37 protein-coding genes are annotated in these 21,570 nt (G+C 54.8%); 4 read left to right on the top strand and 33 right to left on the bottom strand.

Annotated features, from left to right (window positions below):
* Positions 1–84: 84 nt before the first annotated feature.
* From spoVAE to spoVAC, 3 genes are read right to left on the bottom strand one after another with little or no spacing between them, the layout of a single operon-like run.
* Positions 85–453: a stage V sporulation protein AE gene (gene spoVAE, locus BQ5353_RS07330; RefSeq protein ID WP_353532310.1), complete on the bottom strand. Its 369-nt coding sequence runs from the start codon at positions 451–453 to the stop codon at positions 85–87.
* 1 nt (position 454) lies between these two features.
* Positions 455–1,504 carry a stage V sporulation protein AD gene (gene spoVAD, locus BQ5353_RS07325; protein WP_054331347.1) on the bottom strand — a complete coding sequence of 350 codons (1,050 nt, stop codon included), beginning with the start codon at positions 1,502–1,504 and terminating at the stop codon, positions 455–457.
* Between the two features lie 14 nt (positions 1,505–1,518).
* Entirely contained in the window at positions 1,519–1,956 is a 438-nt protein-coding gene (gene spoVAC, locus BQ5353_RS07320; protein WP_054331346.1) for a stage V sporulation protein AC, read from the bottom strand.
* A 450-nt stretch (positions 1,957–2,406) separates the two neighbouring features.
* Between spoVAC and BQ5353_RS07315 the strand changes: the two genes are divergently transcribed.
* The 4 genes from BQ5353_RS07315 (at position 2,407) to BQ5353_RS07300 (ending at position 7,005) form a co-directional block, all read left to right on the top strand.
* A complete protein-coding gene (locus BQ5353_RS07315; protein WP_054331345.1) occupies positions 2,407–3,108 on the top strand; it encodes a nitrilase-related carbon-nitrogen hydrolase in 702 nt (233 codons plus the stop codon).
* A gap of 5 nt (positions 3,109–3,113) precedes the next feature.
* Entirely contained in the window at positions 3,114–4,166 is a 1,053-nt protein-coding gene (locus BQ5353_RS07310) for a nitrilase-related carbon-nitrogen hydrolase (RefSeq protein WP_054331344.1), read from the top strand.
* A gap of 347 nt (positions 4,167–4,513) precedes the next feature.
* Entirely contained in the window at positions 4,514–6,067 is a 1,554-nt protein-coding gene (locus tag BQ5353_RS07305; RefSeq protein ID WP_054331343.1) for a peptide ABC transporter substrate-binding protein, read from the top strand.
* A 47-nt stretch (positions 6,068–6,114) separates the two neighbouring features.
* Positions 6,115–7,005: a GNAT family N-acetyltransferase gene (locus BQ5353_RS07300; RefSeq protein WP_071427600.1), complete on the top strand. Its 891-nt coding sequence runs from the start codon at positions 6,115–6,117 to the stop codon at positions 7,003–7,005.
* A 67-nt stretch (positions 7,006–7,072) separates the two neighbouring features.
* Here the strand turns inward: BQ5353_RS07300 and rplQ are convergent, their stop codons facing one another.
* The 30 genes from rplQ to rplD form a co-directional block, all read right to left on the bottom strand.
* Positions 7,073–7,414 carry a 50S ribosomal protein L17 gene (gene rplQ, locus BQ5353_RS07295; protein WP_071427598.1) on the bottom strand — a complete coding sequence of 114 codons (342 nt, stop codon included), beginning with the start codon at positions 7,412–7,414 and terminating at the stop codon, positions 7,073–7,075.
* A gap of 38 nt (positions 7,415–7,452) precedes the next feature.
* On the bottom strand, positions 7,453–8,409 hold the full coding sequence (locus tag BQ5353_RS07290; RefSeq protein ID WP_054331341.1) for a DNA-directed RNA polymerase subunit alpha: 957 nt from the start codon (positions 8,407–8,409) through the stop codon (positions 7,453–7,455).
* Between the two features lie 78 nt (positions 8,410–8,487).
* On the bottom strand, positions 8,488–9,114 hold the full coding sequence (gene rpsD, locus BQ5353_RS07285) for a 30S ribosomal protein S4 (RefSeq protein ID WP_071427596.1): 627 nt from the start codon (positions 9,112–9,114) through the stop codon (positions 8,488–8,490).
* 26 nt (positions 9,115–9,140) lie between these two features.
* Complete coding sequence (gene rpsK / locus BQ5353_RS07280; protein WP_054331339.1) at positions 9,141–9,542, bottom strand: 30S ribosomal protein S11; 402 nt, start codon at positions 9,540–9,542, stop codon at positions 9,141–9,143.
* 19 nt (positions 9,543–9,561) lie between these two features.
* Positions 9,562–9,930, bottom strand: coding sequence for a 30S ribosomal protein S13 (gene rpsM, locus BQ5353_RS07275; RefSeq protein ID WP_054331338.1), 369 nt, complete (start codon positions 9,928–9,930; stop codon positions 9,562–9,564).
* Between the two features lie 74 nt (positions 9,931–10,004).
* Positions 10,005–10,118, bottom strand: a complete 114-nt coding sequence (gene rpmJ, locus BQ5353_RS07270; protein ID WP_054331337.1) for a 50S ribosomal protein L36 — start codon at positions 10,116–10,118, stop codon at positions 10,005–10,007.
* 36 nt (positions 10,119–10,154) lie between these two features.
* Positions 10,155–10,373, bottom strand: a complete 219-nt coding sequence (gene infA, locus BQ5353_RS07265; RefSeq protein WP_054331336.1) for a translation initiation factor IF-1 — start codon at positions 10,371–10,373, stop codon at positions 10,155–10,157.
* Position 10,374: 1 nt separating this feature from the next.
* Positions 10,375–10,644 carry a KOW domain-containing RNA-binding protein gene (locus tag BQ5353_RS07260; RefSeq protein ID WP_231357981.1) on the bottom strand — a complete coding sequence of 90 codons (270 nt, stop codon included), beginning with the start codon at positions 10,642–10,644 and terminating at the stop codon, positions 10,375–10,377.
* Positions 10,645–10,659: 15 nt separating this feature from the next.
* Positions 10,660–11,406 (bottom strand): type I methionyl aminopeptidase, encoded by a 747-nt coding sequence (gene map / locus BQ5353_RS07255; RefSeq protein WP_071427594.1) that lies wholly within the window; start codon positions 11,404–11,406, stop codon positions 10,660–10,662.
* A 3-nt stretch (positions 11,407–11,409) separates the two neighbouring features.
* Positions 11,410–12,042, bottom strand: a complete 633-nt coding sequence (locus tag BQ5353_RS07250) for an adenylate kinase (RefSeq protein ID WP_054331554.1) — start codon at positions 12,040–12,042, stop codon at positions 11,410–11,412.
* Between the two features lie 26 nt (positions 12,043–12,068).
* On the bottom strand, positions 12,069–13,361 hold the full coding sequence (gene secY / locus BQ5353_RS07245) for a preprotein translocase subunit SecY (RefSeq protein ID WP_054331334.1): 1,293 nt from the start codon (positions 13,359–13,361) through the stop codon (positions 12,069–12,071).
* Between the two features lie 2 nt (positions 13,362–13,363).
* A complete protein-coding gene (rplO, locus tag BQ5353_RS07240) occupies positions 13,364–13,804 on the bottom strand; it encodes a 50S ribosomal protein L15 (protein WP_054331333.1) in 441 nt (146 codons plus the stop codon).
* Positions 13,805–13,824: 20 nt separating this feature from the next.
* Positions 13,825–14,001, bottom strand: a complete 177-nt coding sequence (rpmD, locus tag BQ5353_RS07235; RefSeq protein WP_054331332.1) for a 50S ribosomal protein L30 — start codon at positions 13,999–14,001, stop codon at positions 13,825–13,827.
* 13 nt (positions 14,002–14,014) lie between these two features.
* Positions 14,015–14,515: a 30S ribosomal protein S5 gene (rpsE, locus tag BQ5353_RS07230; protein ID WP_054331331.1), complete on the bottom strand. Its 501-nt coding sequence runs from the start codon at positions 14,513–14,515 to the stop codon at positions 14,015–14,017.
* 15 nt (positions 14,516–14,530) lie between these two features.
* Positions 14,531–14,890, bottom strand: coding sequence for a 50S ribosomal protein L18 (gene rplR / locus BQ5353_RS07225; protein WP_071427592.1), 360 nt, complete (start codon positions 14,888–14,890; stop codon positions 14,531–14,533).
* A gap of 18 nt (positions 14,891–14,908) precedes the next feature.
* Positions 14,909–15,454: a 50S ribosomal protein L6 gene (gene rplF / locus BQ5353_RS07220; protein ID WP_054331329.1), complete on the bottom strand. Its 546-nt coding sequence runs from the start codon at positions 15,452–15,454 to the stop codon at positions 14,909–14,911.
* 14 nt (positions 15,455–15,468) lie between these two features.
* Positions 15,469–15,867, bottom strand: coding sequence for a 30S ribosomal protein S8 (rpsH, locus tag BQ5353_RS07215; protein ID WP_054331328.1), 399 nt, complete (start codon positions 15,865–15,867; stop codon positions 15,469–15,471).
* 24 nt (positions 15,868–15,891) lie between these two features.
* On the bottom strand, positions 15,892–16,077 hold the full coding sequence (locus tag BQ5353_RS07210; protein WP_054331327.1) for a type Z 30S ribosomal protein S14: 186 nt from the start codon (positions 16,075–16,077) through the stop codon (positions 15,892–15,894).
* Positions 16,078–16,090: 13 nt separating this feature from the next.
* Complete coding sequence (gene rplE / locus BQ5353_RS07205) at positions 16,091–16,630, bottom strand: 50S ribosomal protein L5 (protein WP_054331326.1); 540 nt, start codon at positions 16,628–16,630, stop codon at positions 16,091–16,093.
* A 17-nt stretch (positions 16,631–16,647) separates the two neighbouring features.
* The gene (gene rplX / locus BQ5353_RS07200; RefSeq protein WP_054331325.1) at positions 16,648–16,965 is read right to left on the bottom strand and encodes a 50S ribosomal protein L24; all 318 of its coding nucleotides are present in this window, start codon (positions 16,963–16,965) and stop codon (positions 16,648–16,650) included.
* A gap of 14 nt (positions 16,966–16,979) precedes the next feature.
* Positions 16,980–17,348 (bottom strand): 50S ribosomal protein L14, encoded by a 369-nt coding sequence (rplN, locus tag BQ5353_RS07195; protein WP_054331324.1) that lies wholly within the window; start codon positions 17,346–17,348, stop codon positions 16,980–16,982.
* A gap of 121 nt (positions 17,349–17,469) precedes the next feature.
* Entirely contained in the window at positions 17,470–17,727 is a 258-nt protein-coding gene (rpsQ, locus tag BQ5353_RS07190) for a 30S ribosomal protein S17 (protein ID WP_054331323.1), read from the bottom strand.
* Between the two features lie 21 nt (positions 17,728–17,748).
* Positions 17,749–17,949 carry a 50S ribosomal protein L29 gene (gene rpmC, locus BQ5353_RS07185; protein WP_054331322.1) on the bottom strand — a complete coding sequence of 67 codons (201 nt, stop codon included), beginning with the start codon at positions 17,947–17,949 and terminating at the stop codon, positions 17,749–17,751.
* Entirely contained in the window at positions 17,949–18,374 is a 426-nt protein-coding gene (gene rplP, locus BQ5353_RS07180; RefSeq protein ID WP_054331321.1) for a 50S ribosomal protein L16, read from the bottom strand. Before rplP ends, rpmC begins: the two co-directional genes overlap by 1 nt.
* Positions 18,374–19,057 (bottom strand): 30S ribosomal protein S3, encoded by a 684-nt coding sequence (rpsC, locus tag BQ5353_RS07175; protein ID WP_054331320.1) that lies wholly within the window; start codon positions 19,055–19,057, stop codon positions 18,374–18,376. Before rpsC ends, rplP begins: the two co-directional genes overlap by 1 nt.
* Before the next feature lie 20 nt (positions 19,058–19,077).
* Positions 19,078–19,413, bottom strand: a complete 336-nt coding sequence (gene rplV, locus BQ5353_RS07170) for a 50S ribosomal protein L22 (protein WP_054331319.1) — start codon at positions 19,411–19,413, stop codon at positions 19,078–19,080.
* Between the two features lie 24 nt (positions 19,414–19,437).
* Positions 19,438–19,719, bottom strand: coding sequence for a 30S ribosomal protein S19 (gene rpsS, locus BQ5353_RS07165; RefSeq protein ID WP_054331318.1), 282 nt, complete (start codon positions 19,717–19,719; stop codon positions 19,438–19,440).
* Between the two features lie 27 nt (positions 19,720–19,746).
* Positions 19,747–20,580, bottom strand: coding sequence for a 50S ribosomal protein L2 (gene rplB / locus BQ5353_RS07160; RefSeq protein ID WP_054331317.1), 834 nt, complete (start codon positions 20,578–20,580; stop codon positions 19,747–19,749).
* Positions 20,581–20,650: 70 nt separating this feature from the next.
* Positions 20,651–20,947, bottom strand: a complete 297-nt coding sequence (rplW, locus tag BQ5353_RS07155; protein WP_071427590.1) for a 50S ribosomal protein L23 — start codon at positions 20,945–20,947, stop codon at positions 20,651–20,653.
* The gene (gene rplD / locus BQ5353_RS07150) at positions 20,947–21,570 is read right to left on the bottom strand and encodes a 50S ribosomal protein L4 (RefSeq protein ID WP_054331316.1); all 624 of its coding nucleotides are present in this window, start codon (positions 21,568–21,570) and stop codon (positions 20,947–20,949) included. Before rplD ends, rplW begins: the two co-directional genes overlap by 1 nt.

The following is a 21,570-nucleotide window of genomic DNA, read 5'->3' as shown; positions in this document are numbered from 1 at the left end:
TTTGACGCCAACAAAATCCCCTAGGGCGAGAAAATACAAAGCGGACCGCTGTGACCACCTGTGTCATGCCGTCCGCTTTTTTGTTTACGCCTTATCGCCGGGCTTGAAGATCAGGGCGACCAACAGGCCGAAGAACACCGCGGCGCCGATGCCGGCGGAAGAAGCGGTGAAGCCCCCGGTCAACGCCCCCAGGAGCCCTTTCTCCTGGACGGCGGTCTTCACCCCTTTGGCCAAAAGGGAGCCGAATCCAGTCAAGGGGACGGTGGCCCCCGCCCCGGCAAATTCGATGAGGGGCTGATACACACCCAGGCCGCCCAAAATCACGCCGGCCACCACAAAGGAGACCAAAATTCGGGCAGGGGTCAGCTTGGTGTAGTCGATGAGCACTTGGCCGATGGCACAGATGGCGCCGCCCACCACAAAGGCCTTCAGATATTCCAAAAACAGTTCCATATTACATACCTCCTGCGGTGGATGGGCGGGTTTTGGTGTCGTCGTCCGCCGAAAGGTGGATCAAATGGGCAATGCCGGGGATGGATTCCCCCTGCTGCACACTGGTGGGGCTTAAAAGGGCACCGGTTGCCACGAATAGCATGTTTTTGATCCGCCCGTCCTTGACTGCGGGAAGGATATAAGAACAGAGCACCGAGGCGCTGCACCCGCAGCCCGAGCCACCGGCGTGGACGTCCTGGGTCTCCCGGTCGTAGATGAGCAGGCCGCAGTCGGCCTGTTTTTTGCCCAGGTGATAGCCCTCCCGCTCCAAAAGCTGGTGGAGCAGATCGGAACCCACCTGGCCCAGGTCGCCGGTCAAAATCAGGTCGTAGTTATCCGGGACGGTGCAAGTGTCCTCAAAGAAGCGCTTGATGGTCGCCGCCGCCGCAGGGGCCATAGCCGCGCCCATGTTGTTGGCGTCTTTGATGCCCAAGTCCTCAATACAGCCCAGGGTCACCGCCTTAATATAAGGGGGGGACACCCTCTCCCCCACGATGGCCGCGCCGGAGCCGGTGACTGTCCACTGGGCCGTCAGGGGGCGCTGGCCGCCGTATTCCAAGGGGAAGCGGTACTGCCGCTCTGCGGTACAAAAGTGGGAGGATGTGACGGCGATGGTTTTTTTCATCGCCCCGCCGTCCACCATGAGGGCGGAGAGGGCCAGCCCTTCCGCCATGTTGGAGCAGGCTCCGTAAATCCCCACAAAGGGGATGCCCATCTCCCGCAGGCCAAAGGTGGCGCCGATGCACTGGTTGAGCAGGTCGCCGGCAAACACACAGTCGATATCCCCGGTGCTCAGCTGGATTTTGGACAGGGCCTTATTGACCGCATCCTTCTGGAGGCGGCTCTCCGCCTTTTCCCAGGACTTTTCCCCAAAGGTAGTATCTTCGTTGATAATGTCAAAATAACTGGCGAGAGGCCCCTCCGATTCCTTTTTGGAGCCGATGGCGGCGTAGGCCAGCACCGATGGCGGGTTGTCCATCCGGTAGGTGTATTTTCCAAGTTTAGACGACATCGCGTTTCCCTCCTTTAATACAGTTTAAACAGGAATATAATGATGCCGTATACGATGCTGGCACTAATGCCGTACACAATAACCGGCCCGGCGATGACGAACATCTTGGCCCCCAAGCCCAAGATCATCCCCTCGCTTTTGAACTCCAGCGCCGGGGAGACCACAGCGTTGGCAAAGCCGGTGATGGGGACCAGGGTTCCTGCGCCGCCGTGTTTGGCGATTTTATCATAGATTTTTAGCCCGGTCAGCAGGGCGGAGAGAAAGACCAAGGTCACGCTGACCACCGCCCCTGCGGTATCCTGCTCCATTCCCATCCCCTGGTAGGTATTGCTCAAAAACTCGCCCAAGGTGCAGATGATTCCGCCGATGAGAAAAGCGTAGGGGATGTTGATATAGCTCTTGGAAGGGGGCGATGCCTTCTTGTTGAGCTGTTCATAGTCCTTGTTGGTCATGGTTTTTTCACCTCATTGTTCTTTTAAACGGGATGCGTTCGCCGTTAGTGTATCCTACTTTTCAAAAACTATGTAAGAATCCCCGCCGCCGCAGGGTGGAGTGAGGGTGGCTGTATTTACCGAAACGGAGATTCGGCAAATTTCGCTGTTTTTCATCCGATGGCGCTCCTCAGAGGGGAAATCCGCAAAAATCCTATCGCAATTTCCCTGGGGTTTTGCTATAATAAAGTAGTGTTTCAAACAGCTTTTATACCCATTGGTTCCCTTGCCTGGCACACCGTTGATTTGTGGATGCCACGGCACAAACGCCGCCCCATGGCTGTTTTGGAAAGATGGGTTTGCGGCAAACCACAAAAATTTTTTAGGCGGCTTGGCCCGTCGGAGCGCCCGCCTTCCGGCGGGGTGGGCGTTGCCATCCCCAGCGCCGGAGAAATGGCGGGTAATGTTTCTATGTCGCTGATTCACCTGTGTGTCACCCGGCCGCTGACCCCTCCGGTGGAGGGCACCGACCTGGTGATTTTTTCCGATATCAAAAACTATGTCGCCCAGTGGGACAACCAGAATTTTTTGGCTTCCTGTAAAAAGTATGCCCAAAGTTATGGGGTTTACCTGCTCACTAGCCGGGTGGTGGCCGACGGCTACCTTTGCCTCTTTTTGTTTGACGACAAGGGGAAGATCATCGGCGGGCAGCGGGCGGTATCTCTCAACCTCTCCTACCGGGGGACGCTTAGCCGCTCCACCGACCTGAATATCGTCCGCACGAAGTTCGGCAACCTGTTCTTGGCGGTGGATGTGGACATCTACCGGCCGGAAATTCTGCGGGCAGCAGCCCTATCCGGGGCGGAGATCATCCTCTCCAGCCAGTTCATCCCCCTCTATGACTACCAAAGCCAAAAACTGGGCCAGCTGGCCTTCCAGGCGGCGGACAATGGGGTGTATATCGTCAATGTCAGTAATGCCAGCACCTCGGTGATCGCCCCGGTGGAGACCGCCTCCTGCCCTGGCGGTTTTTTGGTGCGGGAGGACGATTCGGTCCCCCTTTTCTATTCACTGGACACCGGTCTGTATAAAAAAAGCAGCGACCCCGCCTCTCCCCTTGCCAGGCTGCGGCCAGCGCTGTATGAAAAATACGCATCCTATTTGGGGAGGTGATCGTTGTGCTGCCTGTCAAACTGAAATTGTCGTCCTTTGCTATCTCCTTGAAGTTTTCCCCCCGGCGGGTGGAACACATCGTCGCCAAAAAGAACAGCGAACGGTCCCAAAATCTCGCCGCCTGCTCCCGGGATGGGGTGCGGGTAGGGGCCGCCCAGGTGGAGGTCCGCCGGTACCGCACCTTGGCCGAATACGTGGAGGATATGGACCGGTATGTGGCCAAAGCGGTCCACGCAGGGGCGCAGATTGTCGCCTTCCCCCACGGCTGCGGCCTTCTGCCCATCGGCATCACTCCCTACTTCGACACCCTGCTGGAGGAGCTACAGCGGGTAAAGGACAATTCTGAAGAATTGACCGCCCTTCTCCTACAGCTGCTGGATGAATTTTCCTCCAGCCTCCAGGAGATTTTCCTCACCACCTTCTCCGCCCTGGCCAAAGCCTATGGGGTATATATCATGGCGGGGAGCACCTATGTGCTGGAGGGGGACAAGCTTTACTGCCGCTCCTACCTCCTGGATGAAAACGGCTTGGTGCTGGGCACCCAAGACCTCCTGCACCGCAGCCCCTTGGAAAAAGCCTTGGGCGTTGTGCCAGGGGAGGAGATCCGGGTGTTTGACACCAAAGCGGGCAGGGTGGCTATCCTCATCGGACAGGACGGCCGCACCTTGGAACCACTGCGCATCGCCCGGGGTATGGGGGCGGAGATCATCCTCTCCCCGTCAGGGAGCCTCACCCCCCGGCAGGAATCCTTGGCCGATTGGGGCTACAAGGCGGCAGCTGACGCCTTGGCTGTCTACATAGCGGCGCCGGTGCTCTCCGGCACTATGGGGGTCCGCTTCTGTGGGAGAGCGGCCTGCTACGGCCCCTTGAACATCACCAAAGAGCGGGACGGCATTGTAAACCAGGTGATCTGCGATGACGCAGGCGGCCTCATCGTCTCCCGCCTCAACCTAGAACAGCTCTATGCCGGGTTCGACGCTTACACCGGCGACTCCAACCCGGAATTCATCAAGACCCAGCTGATGAGTGCCTATCAAAAACTGACCAAACGGCTATAACCGCCCGGCCCTCCTAGTTTGGGAGGGCCCTTTTCCTGTGCCAAAGCAAAAAGGGAAAACCTGTGTTAGTTTTCCCCCCTGTTTTACAAAACATTGGCCTCAAAAGATGGGGAAACCTTAATTTTTTATGAATCCAGGCCCCAACGGTTGCATCCTTTTGCGGGAAAATGCTACAATATTTTAAGGGGTTATACCGTTTCGCCCGAGGGCTATAAATTGCCTTCAGGAGACGAAATGCGCCCCCGATCCCCTAAAATACCCAACGCTGCCCTCGCAGCGGGAAAGCCCGAATACAGATTTTTTCCCCGGCGGCTGCCTTATAGCCGTGTTGTCATAAAGGAATTGCCATGAAAAAACGATTTTTAGCGCTGTTTTTGGCGCTTTTCTTTGTCTTCTCCCTCGCCGCCTGCCGCAGCGGTAAGGACGACAGCCTGATATTGCGGTACGACCTTTCCGGGCAGGTGTCCAGCCTCGACCCCCAATTCACCACCAGTGCCGACGCCCGCACCGTCCTCTACAACGCCATGGAGGGGCTGTACCGCCTGTCCGAGGCCGGGGACCTTATCCCCGCTGGAGCCAGCGGGCACACCCTCTCTGCCGACGGGAAAACGTATACCTTCACCCTTCGCCAGGACGCCAGGTGGTCGGATGGCTCCCCGGTCACCGCCAAGGATTATGTCTTTGCCTTCCAGCGGATGTTCCGCACCGACTCCCTCTCCCCTCACGCCGGAAAGTTCGCCTCCATCGAGGGGGCTTCCGCCCGCATGGAAGGCACTGCCCAGCCCCTGGGGGTTTCCGCCTCCGGAGACTACACCTTGGTGATCCGCTTGACCGAAGCGGACCCCCTCTTTTTGCAGCGGCTGGCCGACCCGGCCGCCTTCCCCTGTAAGGAGGATTTTTACAACGAAAGCAAAGGCCGGTACGGCCTCTCCACCCAGACGCTCCTCTCTAATGGACCCTTCGTGGTGAAAAGCTGGGACAACAGCGCCTCTATCACCCTGCGGCCCAACGACCAGTATTCCTCCCAAGAGGAGTCCACCATCGATGGGGTCAATTTTTTCATCGGGCGGGAAAACCCCCTGGAACAGTTCACCTCCGGCAAGAGCGACGCCATCTGCCTGAGCCGGGAGGAATACCTCTCTTTGGGCGGTTGGAATTCTGCCTCCCCACGGGAGGATACGGTTTGGCTCCTGGTGTTCAATACCCGCCATGCCCCCTTCCAAAATGAGACGCTGCGCCGGGCCATCCTCTCCCCCATCGACCGGGAAGCCCTTTCGGATGCCCTGCCGGAGGATATCGACTCTCCCGACGGGTTGATCCCCGCCGCAGTCCGGCTGGCTGGGCAGCCCTACCGGGAGTTGGCCGGCAACGCCGTGTTCCTCTCCTCCCAGGAGCCCCGGGACCTGCTGATCGCCGCCCTCGGGGACCTAGGGCTAGAAAAACTGCCTCGGACCGCCCTCTCCTATCCGGCGGATGCTGGAGTAGAAGATGCCGCCGCCCTGCTGCAAAAAGCCTGGGGAGAGAGTCTGTCCCTCTACGCCAACCTAACCCCCCTCCCCAAAGAGGAGCTGAATACCGCCATCCAATCCGGTGAGTTCGATCTGGCTCTTGTGCCCATCTCCAACCGAGGGGATGGGCACAGGGAGTTTTTGGCCCAGCTGTCCCAGCTGTTTGGCTGGCAAGAGGAAGAGTACCTTTCCCTTCTGGAGGAGGCCCAGCGGGCTACCTCCGCCAAGGCCATGGCTGCCGGATACCACCGAGCGGAGGAATGGCTACTGGAGCATTGCTACGCTTTGCCGGTAGGGGCCTCTTCCTCCTATGAAGCCACCAACCAGGATTTGGAGGGGATCACCTTCCTGCCGGATGGCACCCCCTTCTTCAAACTGGCACACCGCAAATAGAAACAAGGGGCCGCTATGGCCCCTTGCTTTCCATTGGAGGATCTTTTATGGAGTCTCTTTCCATCTATGGCACCCCCTATCAGTTTTCCAGCTCCATCCGGCAGGATAAGCTTCTGCGGGACAGCTTTAACCAGCTGACCCAGCTCACCTTTGGGTTTGACTTTTCCGCCTGGCACAGAGCCGGCCTGTGGACCGACGGGTACCAGCCCCACTGCCTTATAGCAGATGGTCAGGTTGTGGCCAACATCTCAGTCAATCGAATGACCTTTTGCTGGGAGGGGCACCCCCTTTCCATGATCCAGCTGGGGACGGTCATGACCCGCCCGGATTTCCGGGGCAGGGGGCTCTCCCGGTACCTGATGGAACGCATCCTCCAGGTATATGGGGGAACCGTTGACCTCATCTATCTTTTTGCCAACCACACAGTGTTGGAATTTTACCCAAAATTCGGGTTTTCCCCTGTGGAAGAGACACTCTTTTCCCGGGAAATGCCCGCCCCCAGCGGGGAAGTCCCTCGCAGGCTGGATGCCGATGCCGACTTTTCCCTGCTCCTGGAGATGGTCCAGCGAGGCAAACCCCAGGGGGCTTTCCCCATGGTGGGGAATCGGGAACTAAGCCTCTTCCACCTGTTGGGCCCATACCGGGACTGCCTCTACCTCCTGCCAAACCTGGACGTTTTGGCGGTGGCGGAATACCAAGGGGGCTCCCTCCTTCTGTGGGAAGTTTTCTCTCCGCAGAAGCTGTCCATCGGCCAGGTGCTTGCCGCCTTCTCCCAGCCGGGTATTTCCCGGGCCATATTGGGATTTCCCCCAAATGGGCTGGGGGGCTATGCCCTCTCCCCCCTTCCGGGCGGCGATGATATGTTGTTTGTCCAGGGCCCCGCAGAGGAACTCCTCCGAAAACAGCCTTTCCGGTTTCCCGCCCTTTCCCACGCATGACGGCAAAAACACGCAAAAAAGCCCACCGTTTTAAAACGGTGGGCTTTTTTATGCTTAAAAGATCGAACTAGATAAGCTCGATGATAGCCATCTCAGCTGCGTCGCCGCGGCGAGGACCGATTTTGATGATGCGGGTGTAGCCGCCGTTGGTCTCCTTGTATTTGGGAGCAATCTCATCAAAAACTTTTTTCGCAACGGTCTCTTTTGTGACAAAAGAGTACACCTGACGCTTGGAGTGGAGATCATCGTTCTTAGCCGTAGTAATCATTTTCTCGGCCATAGCACGAACCTCTTTGGCTCTGGTAACTGTAGTCTCAATCTTACCGTTTTCCAGCAGATAAGTGACCATAGCTCTCAGCATAGCCATTCTATGATCTGTGCTTCTGCCCAGTTTTCTGGTACCTGGCATCGAATTCACTCCTTTACCTGTGCTTCGTAGGAACTATGTTATTCTTCTTCCTTGCTAAGGTTAAAACCCAAGGACTCTAGCTTGCTGATTACCTCTTCAAGGGATTTCTTTCCGAGATTCCGAACCTTCATCATCTCTTCGGGAGATTTGTTGATCAGATCGTTGACGGTATTCACGCCAGCGCGTTTCAAGCAGTTAAATGCACGAACAGACAAGTCAAGCTCTTCAATGGTCATCTCAAGAACTTTTTCTTTCCCAGTGTCCTCTTTCTTTTCCATGATCTCGGTAGAGCTCACCTCGTCGGAAAGGTCGACGAAGTGGTTGAGTTGCCTATTGAGGATCTTGGCAGCCAGACTGACGGCTTCCTTCGCGGAGATGGTTCCGTCGGTCCAGACTTCGATTGTGAGTTTGTCGTAATCGGTAATCTGTTCCACTCGGGTGTTTTCAACGGTGTAGTTGACCTTGAGCACCGGGGTGTAGATGCTGTCCACAGCCAGGGTGCCAAGGGGCGCTTTCTCCAACTCCAGGGTTTTGTTCCGCTCAGCGGAGACATAGCCCTGGCCCTTTTTCAGGGTGATTTCCATGTGGAGTTTGGCGCCTTCGCCCAAAGTAGCAATATGCATGCTTGGGTCTAAAATCTCGACCTCAGCATCGGTCTCGATGGAACCAGCGGTCACTTCGCACTCGCCCTCGGCGTCGATGACGACGGTCTTAGGGCCATCGGTGTAAAGCTTGGCGGTCAGCCCCTTGATGTTCAGGATGATTTCGGTGACATCCTCCTTCACGCCGGGGATGGTCGAGAACTCGTGTTGGATGCCGTCAATCTTCACAGAAATAACGGCAACACCAGGAAGCGAGGAGAGCAGCACCCGCCGCAGGCTATTGCCCAAGGTTGTGCCGAAACCTCTGTCGAGGGGCTCTGCCACAAATCTGCCGTAGGTGCCGTCAGATTTGAGCTCAGCGGTCTCGATTTTTGGTTCAATAATTTTTACCATGTTCTGATACCCTCCTTTAGAAGCAGAAGAGGCTTCTGCTGTACAATTCGCATTCCCATGCTGATTCAATTAGAGGCATTACTTACTGTACAGCTCGACGATCAGATGCTCTTCGACGTCGAGGTCGATGTCCTCTCTGTTCGGAAGGTTGACAACCTTGACCTGCAGTTTTTCTTTGTCCGCATCCAGCCACTGGGGCACGGGGCGGGCGCCGCAGGATTCCACGATTGCCTTGATCTTCTCACTGGATTTGCTCTTATCGCAGACAGCGATTACGTCGCCGGCTTTGCACAGATAAGAAGCGATGTCCACTCTCTTGCCGTTTACAGTGAAGTGGCCGTGGCCAACCAGCTGACGGGCCTCTTTTCTGGAAGAAGCGTAACCAGCTCTGTAAACGATGTTGTCAAGGCGGCTCTCCAAAATGCGGAGCAGGTTTTCACCAGCCACGCCGGCTCTGCGCTCAGCCATATTGAAGTACTCGGCAAACTGGCTTTCCAGAACGCCGTAGTAGCGTTTGGCAGTCTGTTTTGCGCGCAGCTGGGTGCCGTACTCGGAAACTTTTTTCCGGGCTTTGCCGTGCTGGCCAGGGACAGAAGCTCTGCGGGTGACCGCGCACTTATCGGAATAGCATCTCTCGCCCTTGAGGAACAGCTTTTTGCCCTCGCGGCGGCAGAGTCTGCATACCGAACCGGTATATCTTGCCATTGAATTGCACCTCCTGATAAAAACTGTTATACGCGCCGTCTTTTGGGTGGGCGGCAGCCGTTGTGGGGAATGGGAGTAACATCTTTGATCATGTTGACTTCCAGACCGGCGGCCTGCAGCGCACGGATAGCGGCCTCACGTCCAGCACCTGGACCTTTAACATAAACCTCAACCGATTTCAGGCCATGCTCCATAGCAGCTTTGGCAGCGGTTTCGGCCGCGGTCTGCGCTGCGAAGGGGGTGGATTTCTTGGAGCCTCTGAAGCCCAAGCCGCCCGCGCTGGCCCAGGACAGAGCGTTGCCCTGAGTGTCGGTAATGGTGACGATGGTGTTGTTAAAGGTAGATTGGATATGAGCGGCGCCGCGCTCAATATTTTTACGCTCGCGACGCTTGCGAGTAGTGGCCTTCTTAACGTTAGCCTTTGCCATCTCTCGTATCCCTCCCTAATTACTTCTTCTTGTTGGCGATTGTTTTCTTCGGACCTTTTCTGGTACGGGCATTGGTTTTGGTTCTCTGCCCTCTTACGGGGAGGCCTCTTCTGTGGCGGACGCCGCGGTAGCAGCCAACCTCGACCAGTCTCTTGATGTTCAGGGCGGTGTCTCTTCTCAGGTCGCCCTCAACAACGAGATGTTTGTCGATGTATTCACGCAGCAGAGAAACCTCGTCCTCGGTCAGATCTTTCACACGGGTATCGGGGTTCACGCCTGTGGATTTTAAGATGTCGTTTGCTGTCTTGCGACCAATACCGAAGATATAGGTCAGACCAATTTCAACTCGCTTCTCTCTTGGCAAGTCAACACCAGCTATACGAGCCATATTCCTGTTGCACCTCCATTGTATCGGTTTTGCACAATCCCATTGCGCTGTGGGCGCTTCGGGCGTAAATTCTTTTAGCCCTGGCGCTGTTTATGCTTCGGGTTCTGGCAAATAACCATAATGCGGCCTTTGCGCTTAATCACTTTGCATTTTTCGCAGATGGGCTTAACGGAAGGTCTTACTTTCATTTTGAAACTACCTCCTTATATAGCCTAAAACGGGTTCTATTTGGAACGCCAGGTAATGCGTCCCTTGGTTAAATCATATGGGGAAATCTCAACGGTGACTTTGTCTCCAGGCAGGATTCGGATAAAGTTCATCCGCAGCTTGCCGGAAATGTGGGCAAGCAGCCTGTGGCCGTTGGTCAGCTCCACCAGGAACTGGGCGTTGGGCAGGGCCTCAACAACGACGCCTTCGATCTCGATCACGTCTTCTTTGGACAAGCTATATTCCTCCTTCGCTTGGCAGTTTGCCATAGTTAAATGGATGCAGGGCTTCCCGCAGTTTTTTGTCGGTGGTAAGGGTGTCCACATCCAGTCGGGTATTGGTCCCGCGCAGGTGTTTTTTCCGCTTCCGCTTAGGCTTTTCCAGCTTTCGCTCCTTGCCGTCGGCGATGAAGGCGAAATCCCCTTCCATCTCCAGCACCACGTAGAACCGGTCTGCGTCGTGCCCGGCGATAGACCGGACAACGCTGCCTTTTTCAATGGTCATCATGAAGCGCCCCTTCTCTTATGGCCGGGTCAGGATAACAGGGCCTGACTCGGTGATGGCGATGGTGTGCTCAAAATGAGCCGAAAGGCTGTGACTTGCCGTGACCACAGTCCACTGGTTGGAGAGGACTTTGATCTTCTCACCAACCAGGTTGACCATGGGCTCGATGGCAATGGTCATACCCGGCATCAGCCGGATCCCTCTGCCAGGGGTCCCGTAATTGGGCACCTCTGGGTCTTCATGGAGTTTTGTTCCCACGCCATGGCCTACATACTCTTTGACGACGGCATACCCGAAAGATTCCACGTAGGACTGCACTGCGTATCCCACGTCGCCCAGGCGTGCGCCCGGAACCGCTGCTTGGATCGCCCGGTTGAGGCTCTCCTTGGTGACATCCAGGAGCTGTTGTGCTTCGCTGGAGATGCTGCCAACTGCAAAGGTGTACGCGTTGTCGCCGTGATATCCCTTGTAATAGGCGCCCACGTCTACGCTGACGATGTCGCCTTCCTGGATGACACGGGGACCGGGAATTCCGTGGATGAGTTCATCGTTGACCGAGATGCATGCGCTGGCGGGGAAGCCTCCATATCCTAAAAACGATGGCACAGCGCCCCGCGAACGGATGAAATCGTGGATGGCGTGGTCAATCTGGGCGGTGGTAATACCGGGCCGGATGACCTCGCCCGCACGCTGTAAAGCTTGCGCTGAGATTCTGCACGCCTCAAGCATAGGCGTCAATTCTTTTTTGGTCTTAAGCACTACCATGGCTTAAGCCTCCACAGCTTCAATCACCTTTGCGGTAATCTCGGCTACCGAGCCTTCGCCTTTCACCACATAAAGCTTGCCGGCTTTTTTGTAGTACCCCTCCAGGGGTTCGGTTTGCTCATGGTATACGCTCAAGCGCTGTTTGATGGTCTCCGGCCGGTCGTCCTTGCGGATGACCAGGGCGCCGCCGCATTTTTCGCAGAGGTCGCCTTTGGCGGAAGGTTTGTTGTCGATGTGGTAGCTTGCGCCGCACTTTTCACAAACCCGGCGGCCGGAAAGCCGTTTTTCAATCACTTCATCAGCCACGTCGATGTCGATGGCCTTGTCGATGATGATCCCCATCTGGTCCAGGGCCTCAGCCTGAGGAACCGTCCGGGGGAAGCCATCCAGAATGAAGCCGTTTTTGCAGTCATCCTTCGCCAGGCGCTCTTCGATGATCCCGATGACCACATCGTCGGGTACCAGCTGGCCGGCGTCCATAAAGGACTTGGCCTTAAGGCCCATTTCAGTACCGTTTTTCAGCGCCTCGCGGATGATGTTGCCGGTGCTGATGGTGGGGATGTTCAGTCGTTCACTTAAAATCTCTGCCTGGGTGCCTTTACCGGCACCGGGGGCGCCAAGAAGAATCAGCTTCATATTCATGCACGTTCCTTCCTAACGGTTTATTCCAGGAAACCTTTATAGTGACGCATCATCATCTGAGACTCCAGCTGTCTCACAGTATCCAGAGCAACACCAACGACGATGATAACTGTGGTACCGCCCAGGGCGATGTTCATCTTGGTGATGGCGCCGACTGCGATGGGCAGGGTGGCGATAATACCAAGGAACAAACCGCCGATCACGGTGATCTTGGAAACAATCCGGGCAATAAAGTCCGCGGTGGGCTTGCCGGGACGAATTCCAGGGATGGCTCCGCTGTTCTTCTTCAGGTTGTTGGCGATTTCAATAGGATTGTACTGAATCGCCACATAGAAGAAGTTAAAGCCCATGATCAAGATGAAGTACAAAATGGCATAGGAGGCGGTATCGTAGTTGAACCAGCTCAGGAAGGTGGCAAACCAACCAGTTGCGTTAGGCATAAATCCTCTGATCATACCGGGGATGCCCAGCAGGCTGCTGGCGAAGATAACCGGCAAAACGCCTGTCATATTGACCTTGATCGGGATATGGGTGGATTGACCGCCGTACATTTTCCGGCCGACAACCCGTTTTGCGTACTGAACCGGGATTCTCCGCTCGGCGTTGGTCATCAGCACGATGAAAGCGATGACTGCGATGAAGAGAACCAGGATCAGGGGGACGCTGATAAAGTACTTAGATTCACCAGCCATGGCCAGCCGCATGTATTTCCACACTTCGCCGACCAAGGCGGGACCTCTGGAAACGATACCGGCAAACAGGATCATCGAGATGCCGTTGCCGATGCCCTTTTTGTCGATCTGTTCACCCAGCCAAACCAGCAGGCATGAGCCGCCGGTAAAGGTCAGGATGATAACCGCCGCAGTAAACATCCCCACGCCGCCGTCCACAAACTGAACCGCATTGAAGTTCTTCAGCATCAGGTAGTAAGCAGTTGCCTGCAGAAGGGCCAAGGCCACCATGGTGTACCGGGTGATCTTCTCCAGGCGCTTTCTTCCCTCCTCGCCCTCCTTGGCCAGCCGCTCCAGAGCGGGGATGGCCACGGTGAGCAGCTGGATCACAATGGAAGATGTAATGTGGGGCGAAATGCTCAGCGCAAACAAGGTGCACTGGGCGAACGAACCGCCGCTCAGGATGTCCAGGTAGCCCAGCAGGTTGCCGCTGGTGTGGATCATCGCCGAGATTGCCTCGGGGTTCAGGAAGGGCACGGGAATAGCCGCGCCGATCCGGAAGATGGCAATGATCATCAGTGTGTAAAGAAGTTTTTTCCTTAAGTCAGCAATTTTCCACGCATTTCTTAGGGTCTGAAACATCCTTACATCACCTCTGCTTTACCACCGGCTGCCTCGATTTTCTGCTTAGCAGACGCGGAAAAAGCAGCGACATTCACTGTCAGCTTTTTGGTGATCTCGCCTCTTCCCAGGACCTTGACGCCGTCAAGGGTCTTTTTGAGAAGGCCGGCATCGATCAATGCCTGTGCATCCACAACAGCGCCGTCCTCAAAACGGTTCAGGTCGCTGACGTTGATGGTGACATAGTGGGTGGCGAAGATGTTTACAAAGCCTCTCTTGGGGATACGTCTCTGTAAAGGCATCTGACCGCCTTCAAAACCGGGCCGAATGCTGCCGCCGGAGCGGGCTTTCTGGCCCTTGTGGCCTTTGCCGGCTGTTTTACCGTTGCCGGAACCAGCACCTCTGCCTTTGCGGAAAGCAGCTTTGGTGGAACCCGGGACGGGAGAAAGCTCATGCAATTTCATGTTACCTGCACCTCCTTGCCTTACGCTTCAGTTACCTCGATGAGGTGGGAAATTTTCTTAATCTTGCCCTTGGTGGCCTCGTTGTCGGGCTGGATGGTCTCCTGGCCGATCTTGCGCAGGCCGAGGGACTTGGCAGTGGCGATCTGGTCGTCTTTTCTGCCCACAAGACTTTTTACAAGTTTGATCTTAAAAGCCATTTGAGCGTCCCCCTTAACCTAAGATTTCTTTGACGGATTTGCCGCGGATGGCAGCAACTTCATCTACGTTTCTCAGAGAAGCCAGGCCCTGGATGGTGGCGGAAACCACGTTGCAGGGGTTGTTGGATCTCAGGCACTTGGTGCGGATGTCGCGGATACCGGCAACCTCCAGAACCGCACGGACGGGGCCGCCGGCGATAACACCGGTACCTTCGGGGGCGGGCATCATGAGAACCCGGCCAGCGCCGAACTCGCCGACGATTTCGTGGGGGATGGTGGTACCCTTCAGCGCTACTTTGTGAAGGTTCTTCTTTGCGTCTTCAATTCCCTTGCGGATTGCGTCAGGAACCTCAGAGGCTTTGCCAAGGCCGAAGCCCACGGTGCCGTTGCCGTCGCCGACAACCACCAGAGCTGCGAACTTGAAGATACGACCGCCCTTAACCGTTTTCGATACGCGGTTGATGGCGACGACTCTCTCTTGGAGATCCAGTGTGGAAGCGTCTATACGAGCCAAAGTATTCCCTCCTCCTTAGAATTTGAGGCCGCCCTCGCGGGCACCCTCTGCCAACTCTTTGATACGGCCGTGATAGATATAGCCGCTGCGGTCAAACACGACCTCGGAAATACCCTTCTCGATAGCTCTCTGCGCCAGAGTCACGCCGATCTTGTGAGCTGCTTCCTTGTTACCGCCGTTACCTTCAAAACCTTTGTCCATTGAGGATGCAGACGCCAGGGTGACGCCGTTTACATCGTCAATCAGCTGGGCATAGAGGTGTTTAGCGGAGCGGAAGACATTCAGACGGGGGCACTCTGGAGTGCCGCTGATCTTGGCACGAACTCTTGCATGCCGTTTCAGCCTTGCTTTATTGCTATCAGGCTTTTTCACCATGTCGATTCACTCCTTTAATTACTTCTTGCCTTTACCAGCTTTACCTTCCTTGCGGATGATAGTTTCGCCAACGTACTTAATACCTTTGCCCTTATAAGGCTCGGGAGGACGTTTCTCGCGAATCTCAGCTGCAAATTGTCCAACCTTCTGCTTGTCGGCGCCATGGACAATAATTTTGTTTGGTGCAGGCACGTCAATTGTAATACCATCAATTTCAGGCATGATCACCTGATGGGAGAACCCAAGGGTCATCACCAGGTTTTTGCCCTGTTTTGCTGCGCGGTAGCCGACGCCGTTGATCTCCAGCTCTTTGCTGAAGCCTTCGGAAACGCCTTGAACCATGTTTGCAATCAAAGTTCTGGTCAGTCCGTGCAGACTTCTGTGCTCTTTTTCATCGGAAGGACGGGTTACAACAACCGCGCCATCCTCCACAGCGATCGCCATATCGTGGTGGAACTCCTGGGTCAGGGTAGCTTTGGGGCCTTTGACAGTGACCTCATGGCCATTGACCTTTACTTCCACACCAGCGGGAATCGCAATGTGTTTTCTACCAATACGAGACATCTATTTGCACCTCCTTACCAAATGAATGCGAGCACTTCACCGCCGACCTTCTCTTTACGAGCCTCTTTGTCGGTCATGATGCCCTTAGAAGTGGACAGGATCGCAATGCCCAGGCCCTTCATAACGCGGGGCATGTCCTCGCAGCTGGTGTAAATGCGCAGGCCGGGTTTGGAAACTCTGCGCAGACCAGAGATAACCTGAGTCTTGTTGGGGCCGTATTTGAGAACAATACGGATCACGCCCTGCTTGCCGTCCTCAACGACGGTGTAGCTTTTAATATATCCTTCCTCCAACAGAATGCGGGCAATGGCCTTCTTCATGTTGGAAGCAGGGATGTCTACTGTATCATGTTTTGCAGAATTTGCATTTCTGATACGAGTAAGCATGTCAGCGACTGTATCGGTGATATGCATGCCGTCAACCTCCTTTGCTCGTGCTTACCAGCTAGCCTTTTTCACGCCCGGGATCTGGCCTTTGTAAGCCAGTTCTCTGAAGCAGATACGGCAGATGCCAAATTTCCGAAGATAGGCATGGGGTCTGCCGCAGATTTTGCACCGGTTGTATGCGCGAGTGGAAAATTTCGGTGCTTTTTGCTGTTTTACGATCATAGACGTTTTAGCCATGAAATTTTTCCTCCTACTTCGCAAATGGTGCGCCCATGAGAGTTAAGAGCTCCCGGGCTTCTTCATCGGTTCTGCCGGTGGTTACGAACACAATGTCCATACCGCGAACCTTGTCAACTTTATCGTAATCGATCTCAGGGAAGATCAACTGCTCTTTCAGGCCGAAAGCGTAGTTGCCTCTGCCGTCAAAGCCGTTGGGGTTGATCCCTCTGAAGTCACGAACGCGGGGAAGAGCGACATTGAAGAGCCGATCCAAGAATTCGTACATTCTGTCGCCTCTCAGGGTCACTTTTGCGCCAATGGTCATGCCCTCACGGAGCTTGAAGTTCGCAACGGATTTTTTCGCTTTGCAGGGAACGGCTTTCTGGCCGGTGATTTTGGCCAGGTCGCCCATGATGGCTTCCACAATCTTCTGATTGTCTCTAGCCTCACCGCAGCCTACGTTGACGACGATCTTCTCAAGCTTGGGAATCTGCATGACACTCTTGTAGCCGAACTTTTTCATCAAAGCGGGGGCTACTTCATCAGTGTAGAATTTTTCTAATCTTGCCATGTTCTCTCCTCCTTCACTTAGAATGTCTCGCCGCATTTTTTGCAAAGACGCTCTTTCGTTCCGTCGGCAAGGATTTTATGGGCAAGTCTTGTAGGTTTGCCGCACTTGGGGCAAACAAGCATAACCTTGCTTGCGTACAGCGCGCCCTCCGCTTTCACGATACCGCCGTTTTCGCCAGCTCTGCGGGGCTTCACATGTTTGGTGACCATGTTGCAGCCTTCGACGATAACCTTCTGCTCTTTGGGGCTGACCTCAAGAACCTTACCCTGCTTGCCGTTGTCTTTGCCGGACAGAATGACGACTGTGTCGCCCTTTTTTACATGAAGTTTGTTCACTGTCGACACCTCCATTACAGCACTTCAGGTGCGAGGCTCAGGATTTTGGTGTAATCCTTATCGCGCAGCTCTCTGGCCACTGGCCCAAAGATACGTGTGCCTCTGGGGTTTTTATCATCACGGATGATAACCGCGGCGTTTTCGTCAAAACGGATGTAAGTGCCGTCATCTCTTCTTACGCCTTTTGCGGAACGAACGATTACTGCTTTGACAACATCGCCTTTTTTGACAACGCCGCCAGGTGCAGCTTTTTTAACGGAAGCGACGACTACGTCGCCAATATTGGCATATCTCCTACGGGAACCGCCCAACACTCTAATGCACATAAGCTCCTTAGCGCCAGTGTTATCGGCAACCTTGAGATAGGTCTGCATCTGAATCACGATGCGTTCCTCCTTTCGGTTCACTAACTTACCAGTACCGCCGCCCTATTGCGGCGGCAACTACCCGCAACCGTTTTATGCGGGCGCTTAAATTAGCAACATAACAACCTTGTTAAGGTTCCTATTTCGCTTTTTCGATGATCTGGGAAACTCTCCATCTCTTGTCTTTGGACAGGGGGCGGGTTTCCATAATCTCCACCTTGTCGCCGATGCCGCAGGCGTTTTGCTCGTCATGGGCTTTCAGCTTGATGGTGCGTTTGATGATCTTTTTGTAAAGAGGGTGTCTCACATTGTCTTCGATGGCGATGACGACGGTTTTGTCCATCTTGTCGCTGACGACTTTGCCAACCCTAGTTTTTCTGAGGTTTCTCTCGCTCACAGCTTTGTCCTCCCTCCCGAATTACTGCACGTTTTTAAATTCTTTCTCCCGGATAACAGTTTTCACTTTGGCGATGTCCTTTTTGACAACAGCCAAGCGGGAAGGGTTATCCAGCTGATTGATCGCGTGCTGGAAGCGCAGGTTGAAAAGCTCGGCTTTGAGGTCGGACAGCTTTTCGTTCAGCTCTGCAACCGAAAGTTCCCTAATCTCAGCAGCCTTCATTACTCTTCACTCCCCTTTTCTTCCTTGACAACGAATTTGCACTTGATGGGCAGCTTGTGAGCGGCGAGACGCATAGCCTCTCTTGCCAGCTCCTCGCTGACGCCGCCGATCTCAAACATAACGCGGCCGGGTTTTACAACGGCGACCCAGTACTCGGGGCTGCCTTTACCGGAGCCCATGCGGGTCTCAGCGGGTTTCTCGGTGATGGGCTTGTCGGGGAAGATCTTAATCCAAACCTGACCGCCACGTTTGATGTAACGGGTCATGGCGATACGAGCCGCCTCAATCTGGTTGGAGGTGATCCATGCGGGCTCCAGAGCCTGCAGACCGAACTCACCGTAGGTGACAGTGTTGCCTCTCATGGCCTTGCCTTTCAGGCGGCCTCTGTGAACTCTGCGGTATTTAACTCTTTTGGGCAGAAGCATTATTTGTTGCCTCCTTCCTTACGAGGTTTCTTGACTTCCTGCAGAACCTCACCTGCATAGATCCAGACTTTGACGCCGATCTTGCCGTAGGTGGTGTCCGCCTCAGCAAACCCGTAGTCGATATCGGCACGCAGGGTCTGCAGCGGGATAGTTCCTTCGTGATAATGCTCGGTCCGGGCGATTTCAGCACCGCCAACGCGGCCGGAAACCTGAACCTTAATGCCTCTTGCGCCCAGCTTCATGGCACGACCGATGGCCTGCTTCATAGCGCGGCGGAAGGAGACACGGTTGACCAGCTGTGCGGCGATGTTTTCAGCGACCAGCTGGGCATTTTTATCGGGTTGTTTGACCTCGACAACGTTGATGAAAACGTTGAGCTTCTCGGTCTTGCCCTTGTTGACCATCTTCTCAACCTGGGCTTTGAGCTTCTCAATCTCAGCACCGCCCTTACCGATGACAATGCCGGGTCTGGAGCAGTGGATATGAATGCGGATCTTTGTGGCGTCACGCTCGATCTCGATGCGCGGAACACCCGCCTCGAACAAGGTCTTCTTGAGGAATTTACGGATGTTGTAATCCTCGACCAAGGTATCGCCGAAAGCGTTGTCCTTAGCAAACCAGCGGGAATCCCAATCTTTGATGACACCCACGCGCAAGCCGTGTGGATTTACTTTTTGGCCCATGATTTACCTCCTCTTCCAGCTTATTCTTTCTCTTTCAGAACGATGGTGATGTGCGAAGTTCTCTTGAGAACTTTAAACGCTCTACCCTGCGCTCTGGGTCTGATTCTCTTGAGAATGGGTCCGGGGCAAACAAAGCACTCGGCAACATAGAGTTTGTTCTTATCCATGTTGTGGTTGTTCTCCGCGTTTGCCATGGCCGATTTCAGGAGCTTTTCCAGTGGCTCACAAGCAGCCTTGGGGGTCAGTTTCAGTGTAGCCATTGCCACGTCGACCGGCTTGTTCCGAATCAGATCAAGCACGATCTGCACCTTGCGGGGTGCAATGCGGGCATAATTTAAATAAGCCCTTGCTTCCATGTGTTAATCCTCCTTTCGGCCCGGTTACTTCCCTGTATTGGATTTCTTAGAGCCGGCATGACCTCTGTAGGTTCTGGTGGGGGCGAACTCGCCCAGCTTATGTCCAACCATATCTTCGGTGACATAGACCGGAACGTGTTTGCGGCCGTCGTGAACAGCAAATGTGTGCCCAACAAAATCAGGGAAAATGGTGGACGATCTGCTCCAGGTTTTGAGAACTTTCTTCTCGCCGGCAGTGTTCATTTCTTTTACTCGAACCAGCAGTTTCGGCTGGACGAATGGTCCTTTTTTAACACTTCTGCCCATTGTTCATCTGCCTCCTTTCAGCACGCCTTACTTGTCGTTGCGGCGTTTGACAATGTACTTGTCGGAGCGGTGATGTTTCGCTCTGGTCTTGTAGCCCAGTGCGGGTTTACCCCAGGGGGTAACAGGACCGGGACGGCCCACAGGGCTCTTGCCCTCACCACCGCCGTGGGGGTGGTCGCAGGGGTTCATGACAGAACCGCGGACGGTCGGTCTCCAGCCCATGTGACGTTTCCGGCCGGCTTTGCCGATGTGGACGTTCTCATGGTCGATGTTGCCGACCTGGCCGATGGTGGCCATACACTCGACAGGTACGTTTCTCAGCTCGCCGGAAGGCAGGCGGATCAGCGCGTAAGCGCCTTCTTTTGCCATCAGCTGGGCCTGGATGCCAGCGGCTCTAGCCAGCTGGGCGCCTTTGCCAGGGTACAGCTCCACGTTGTGGATGAAGGTACCAACGGGGATGTTGACAAGGGGCAGGGCGTTGCCGGCCACGATGTCGGCGCTAGCACCGGAAACCACTTTGTCGCCGACCTTCAGGCCGTTGGGAGCAACGATATAGCGTTTCTCGCCATCCTCGTACTGAACCAGGGCGATGTGAGCGGAGCGGTTGGGGTCATATTCCAGAGTCAGAACGGTGGCGCTCATGTCCACTTTATCTCTCTTGAAATCGATTACGCGGTATTTTTTCCGGTTGGCGCCACCACGGTGCCGAACGGTAATTCTACCCAAGTTGTTGCGGCCGGAGTTCTTCTTGATCTCTTCAAGAAGACTTCTTTCAGGAGCAACCTTCGACAGGCCTGTGTAATCGGTCACGGTCATCTGACGGCGGCCAGGCGTTGTCGGCTTAAAGCTCTTAATAGCCATTACAGTTTCACTCTCCTCATAACGGTTTTGCGGGATTTATGAGTTATCCCATACACTGCGCAAGCGCGCATTACATCATGCTCTCAAAGAATTCAATGCCCTTGGAATCAGCGGTCAGGGTGACGATGGCCTTTTTCCAATCGGGGCGGTAGCCCTGGTGGGCGCCCATTCTCTTCGCTTTGCCTTTGCAGTTCATGGTGTTGACTTTGGCAACTTTGGTGCCGGCAAAGAGAGCTTCGACTGCCGCGGCAATCTCAATTTTGTTGGCATCTTTGGCGACCTTGAAGGTGTACTTCCGGTCGGCGATGCCAGACATGCTAGCCTCGGTGATGACGGGCTTCAGGATAATGTCCTGTGCAGCTTTCATTATGCGTACACCTCCTCAATCTTAGCTACGGCATCTTTGGCCACGATGAATTTGTCGTAGTTGAGGATGTCGTACACATTCAGGGTGTTGACCAGAGCGGTCTTGACGCCGGGAATGTTGTTTGCGCTGGCGATGAGTTTTTCATCCACGCAGGGCATAACGATCAACGCTTTTTTATCTGCACCCAAAGCTTTGAGCATGTTGACAACCGCTTTGGTTTTGTAACCGTCTACAGCGATGTTGTCCACAACGATCATGTTGTTCTCCAAAACTTTGGAGGAGAAAGCGGATTTGATAGCCAGTCTCTTCACTTTTTTGTTCAGAGTGTAGCTGTAATCGCGGGGCTTGGGGCCCAGGGCAACGCCGCCGTGTCTCCACTGGGGAGCGCGGATGGAACCCTGTCTTGCATGTCCGGTGCCCTTCTGTCTCCAGGGTTTGCGGCCGCCGCCTCTGACTTCGGTCCGGGTCAGGGTGGACTGGGTGCCCTGGCGCTGGTTTGCAAGGTAATTCACAACTGCAGCGTGCATAACTGCGGTGTTGGGCTCAATCCCGAAGATGGCATCCGAAAGGGTCATCTCGCCGACGCTTTTGCCAGCCATATCAAACACTGTAACCTGTGCCAT

The sequence above is a fragment of the Merdimmobilis hominis genome, from assembly GCF_900104615.1.
GTDB lineage: Bacteria > Bacillota > Clostridia > Oscillospirales > Ruminococcaceae > Merdimmobilis > Merdimmobilis hominis.
Note: the sequence above shows the minus strand (reverse complement) of the source record. Positions and strands in the feature narration are given on the sequence as shown.

Excerpts from the sequence above, each read along its gene's own strand:
- spoVAE (WP_353532310.1), bottom strand. The coding sequence starts at position 453 with ATGGAACTGTTTTTGGAATATCTGAAGGCCTTTGTGGTGGGCGGCGCC.
- spoVAD (WP_054331347.1), bottom strand. The coding sequence starts at position 1,504 with ATGTCGTCTAAACTTGGAAAATACACCTACCGGATGGACAACCCGCCA.
- spoVAC (WP_054331346.1), bottom strand. The coding sequence starts at position 1,956 with ATGACCAACAAGGACTATGAACAGCTCAACAAGAAGGCATCGCCCCCT.
- BQ5353_RS07315 (WP_054331345.1), top strand. The coding sequence starts at position 2,407 with ATGTCGCTGATTCACCTGTGTGTCACCCGGCCGCTGACCCCTCCGGTG.
- BQ5353_RS07305 (WP_054331343.1), top strand. The coding sequence starts at position 4,514 with ATGAAAAAACGATTTTTAGCGCTGTTTTTGGCGCTTTTCTTTGTCTTC.
- BQ5353_RS07300 (WP_071427600.1), top strand. The coding sequence starts at position 6,115 with ATGGAGTCTCTTTCCATCTATGGCACCCCCTATCAGTTTTCCAGCTCC.
- rplQ (WP_071427598.1), bottom strand. The coding sequence starts at position 7,414 with ATGCCAGGTACCAGAAAACTGGGCAGAAGCACAGATCATAGAATGGCT.
- BQ5353_RS07290 (WP_054331341.1), bottom strand. The coding sequence starts at position 8,409 with ATGGTAAAAATTATTGAACCAAAAATCGAGACCGCTGAGCTCAAATCT.
- rpsD (WP_071427596.1), bottom strand. The coding sequence starts at position 9,114 with ATGGCAAGATATACCGGTTCGGTATGCAGACTCTGCCGCCGCGAGGGC.
- rpsK (WP_054331339.1), bottom strand. The coding sequence starts at position 9,542 with ATGGCAAAGGCTAACGTTAAGAAGGCCACTACTCGCAAGCGTCGCGAG.
- rpsM (WP_054331338.1), bottom strand. The coding sequence starts at position 9,930 with ATGGCTCGTATAGCTGGTGTTGACTTGCCAAGAGAGAAGCGAGTTGAA.
- rpmJ (WP_054331337.1), bottom strand. The coding sequence starts at position 10,118 with ATGAAAGTAAGACCTTCCGTTAAGCCCATCTGCGAAAAATGCAAAGTG.
- BQ5353_RS07260 (WP_231357981.1), bottom strand. The coding sequence starts at position 10,644 with ATGATGACCATTGAAAAAGGCAGCGTTGTCCGGTCTATCGCCGGGCAC.
- map (WP_071427594.1), bottom strand. The coding sequence starts at position 11,406 with ATGGTAGTGCTTAAGACCAAAAAAGAATTGACGCCTATGCTTGAGGCG.
- BQ5353_RS07250 (WP_054331554.1), bottom strand. The coding sequence starts at position 12,042 with ATGAAGCTGATTCTTCTTGGCGCCCCCGGTGCCGGTAAAGGCACCCAG.
- secY (WP_054331334.1), bottom strand. The coding sequence starts at position 13,361 with ATGTTTCAGACCCTAAGAAATGCGTGGAAAATTGCTGACTTAAGGAAA.
- rplO (WP_054331333.1), bottom strand. The coding sequence starts at position 13,804 with ATGAAATTGCATGAGCTTTCTCCCGTCCCGGGTTCCACCAAAGCTGCT.
- rpmD (WP_054331332.1), bottom strand. The coding sequence starts at position 14,001 with ATGGCTTTTAAGATCAAACTTGTAAAAAGTCTTGTGGGCAGAAAAGAC.
- rplR (WP_071427592.1), bottom strand. The coding sequence starts at position 14,890 with ATGGTGAAAAAGCCTGATAGCAATAAAGCAAGGCTGAAACGGCATGCA.
- rplF (WP_054331329.1), bottom strand. The coding sequence starts at position 15,454 with ATGTCTCGTATTGGTAGAAAACACATTGCGATTCCCGCTGGTGTGGAA.
- rpsH (WP_054331328.1), bottom strand. The coding sequence starts at position 15,867 with ATGCATATCACCGATACAGTCGCTGACATGCTTACTCGTATCAGAAAT.
- BQ5353_RS07210 (WP_054331327.1), bottom strand. The coding sequence starts at position 16,077 with ATGGCTAAAACGTCTATGATCGTAAAACAGCAAAAAGCACCGAAATTT.
- rplE (WP_054331326.1), bottom strand. The coding sequence starts at position 16,630 with ATGGCAAGATTAGAAAAATTCTACACTGATGAAGTAGCCCCCGCTTTG.
- rpmC (WP_054331322.1), bottom strand. The coding sequence starts at position 17,949 with ATGAAGGCTGCTGAGATTAGGGAACTTTCGGTTGCAGAGCTGAACGAA.
- rplP (WP_054331321.1), bottom strand. The coding sequence starts at position 18,374 with ATGCTTCTGCCCAAAAGAGTTAAATACCGCAGAGTTCACAGAGGCCGC.
- rpsC (WP_054331320.1), bottom strand. The coding sequence starts at position 19,057 with ATGGGCCAAAAAGTAAATCCACACGGCTTGCGCGTGGGTGTCATCAAA.
- rplV (WP_054331319.1), bottom strand. The coding sequence starts at position 19,413 with ATGGAAGCAAGGGCTTATTTAAATTATGCCCGCATTGCACCCCGCAAG.
- rpsS (WP_054331318.1), bottom strand. The coding sequence starts at position 19,719 with ATGGGCAGAAGTGTTAAAAAAGGACCATTCGTCCAGCCGAAACTGCTG.
- rplB (WP_054331317.1), bottom strand. The coding sequence starts at position 20,580 with ATGGCTATTAAGAGCTTTAAGCCGACAACGCCTGGCCGCCGTCAGATG.
- rplW (WP_071427590.1), bottom strand. The coding sequence starts at position 20,947 with ATGAAAGCTGCACAGGACATTATCCTGAAGCCCGTCATCACCGAGGCT.
- rplD (WP_054331316.1), bottom strand. The coding sequence starts at position 21,570 with ATGGCACAGGTTACAGTGTTTGATATGGCTGGCAAAAGCGTCGGCGAG.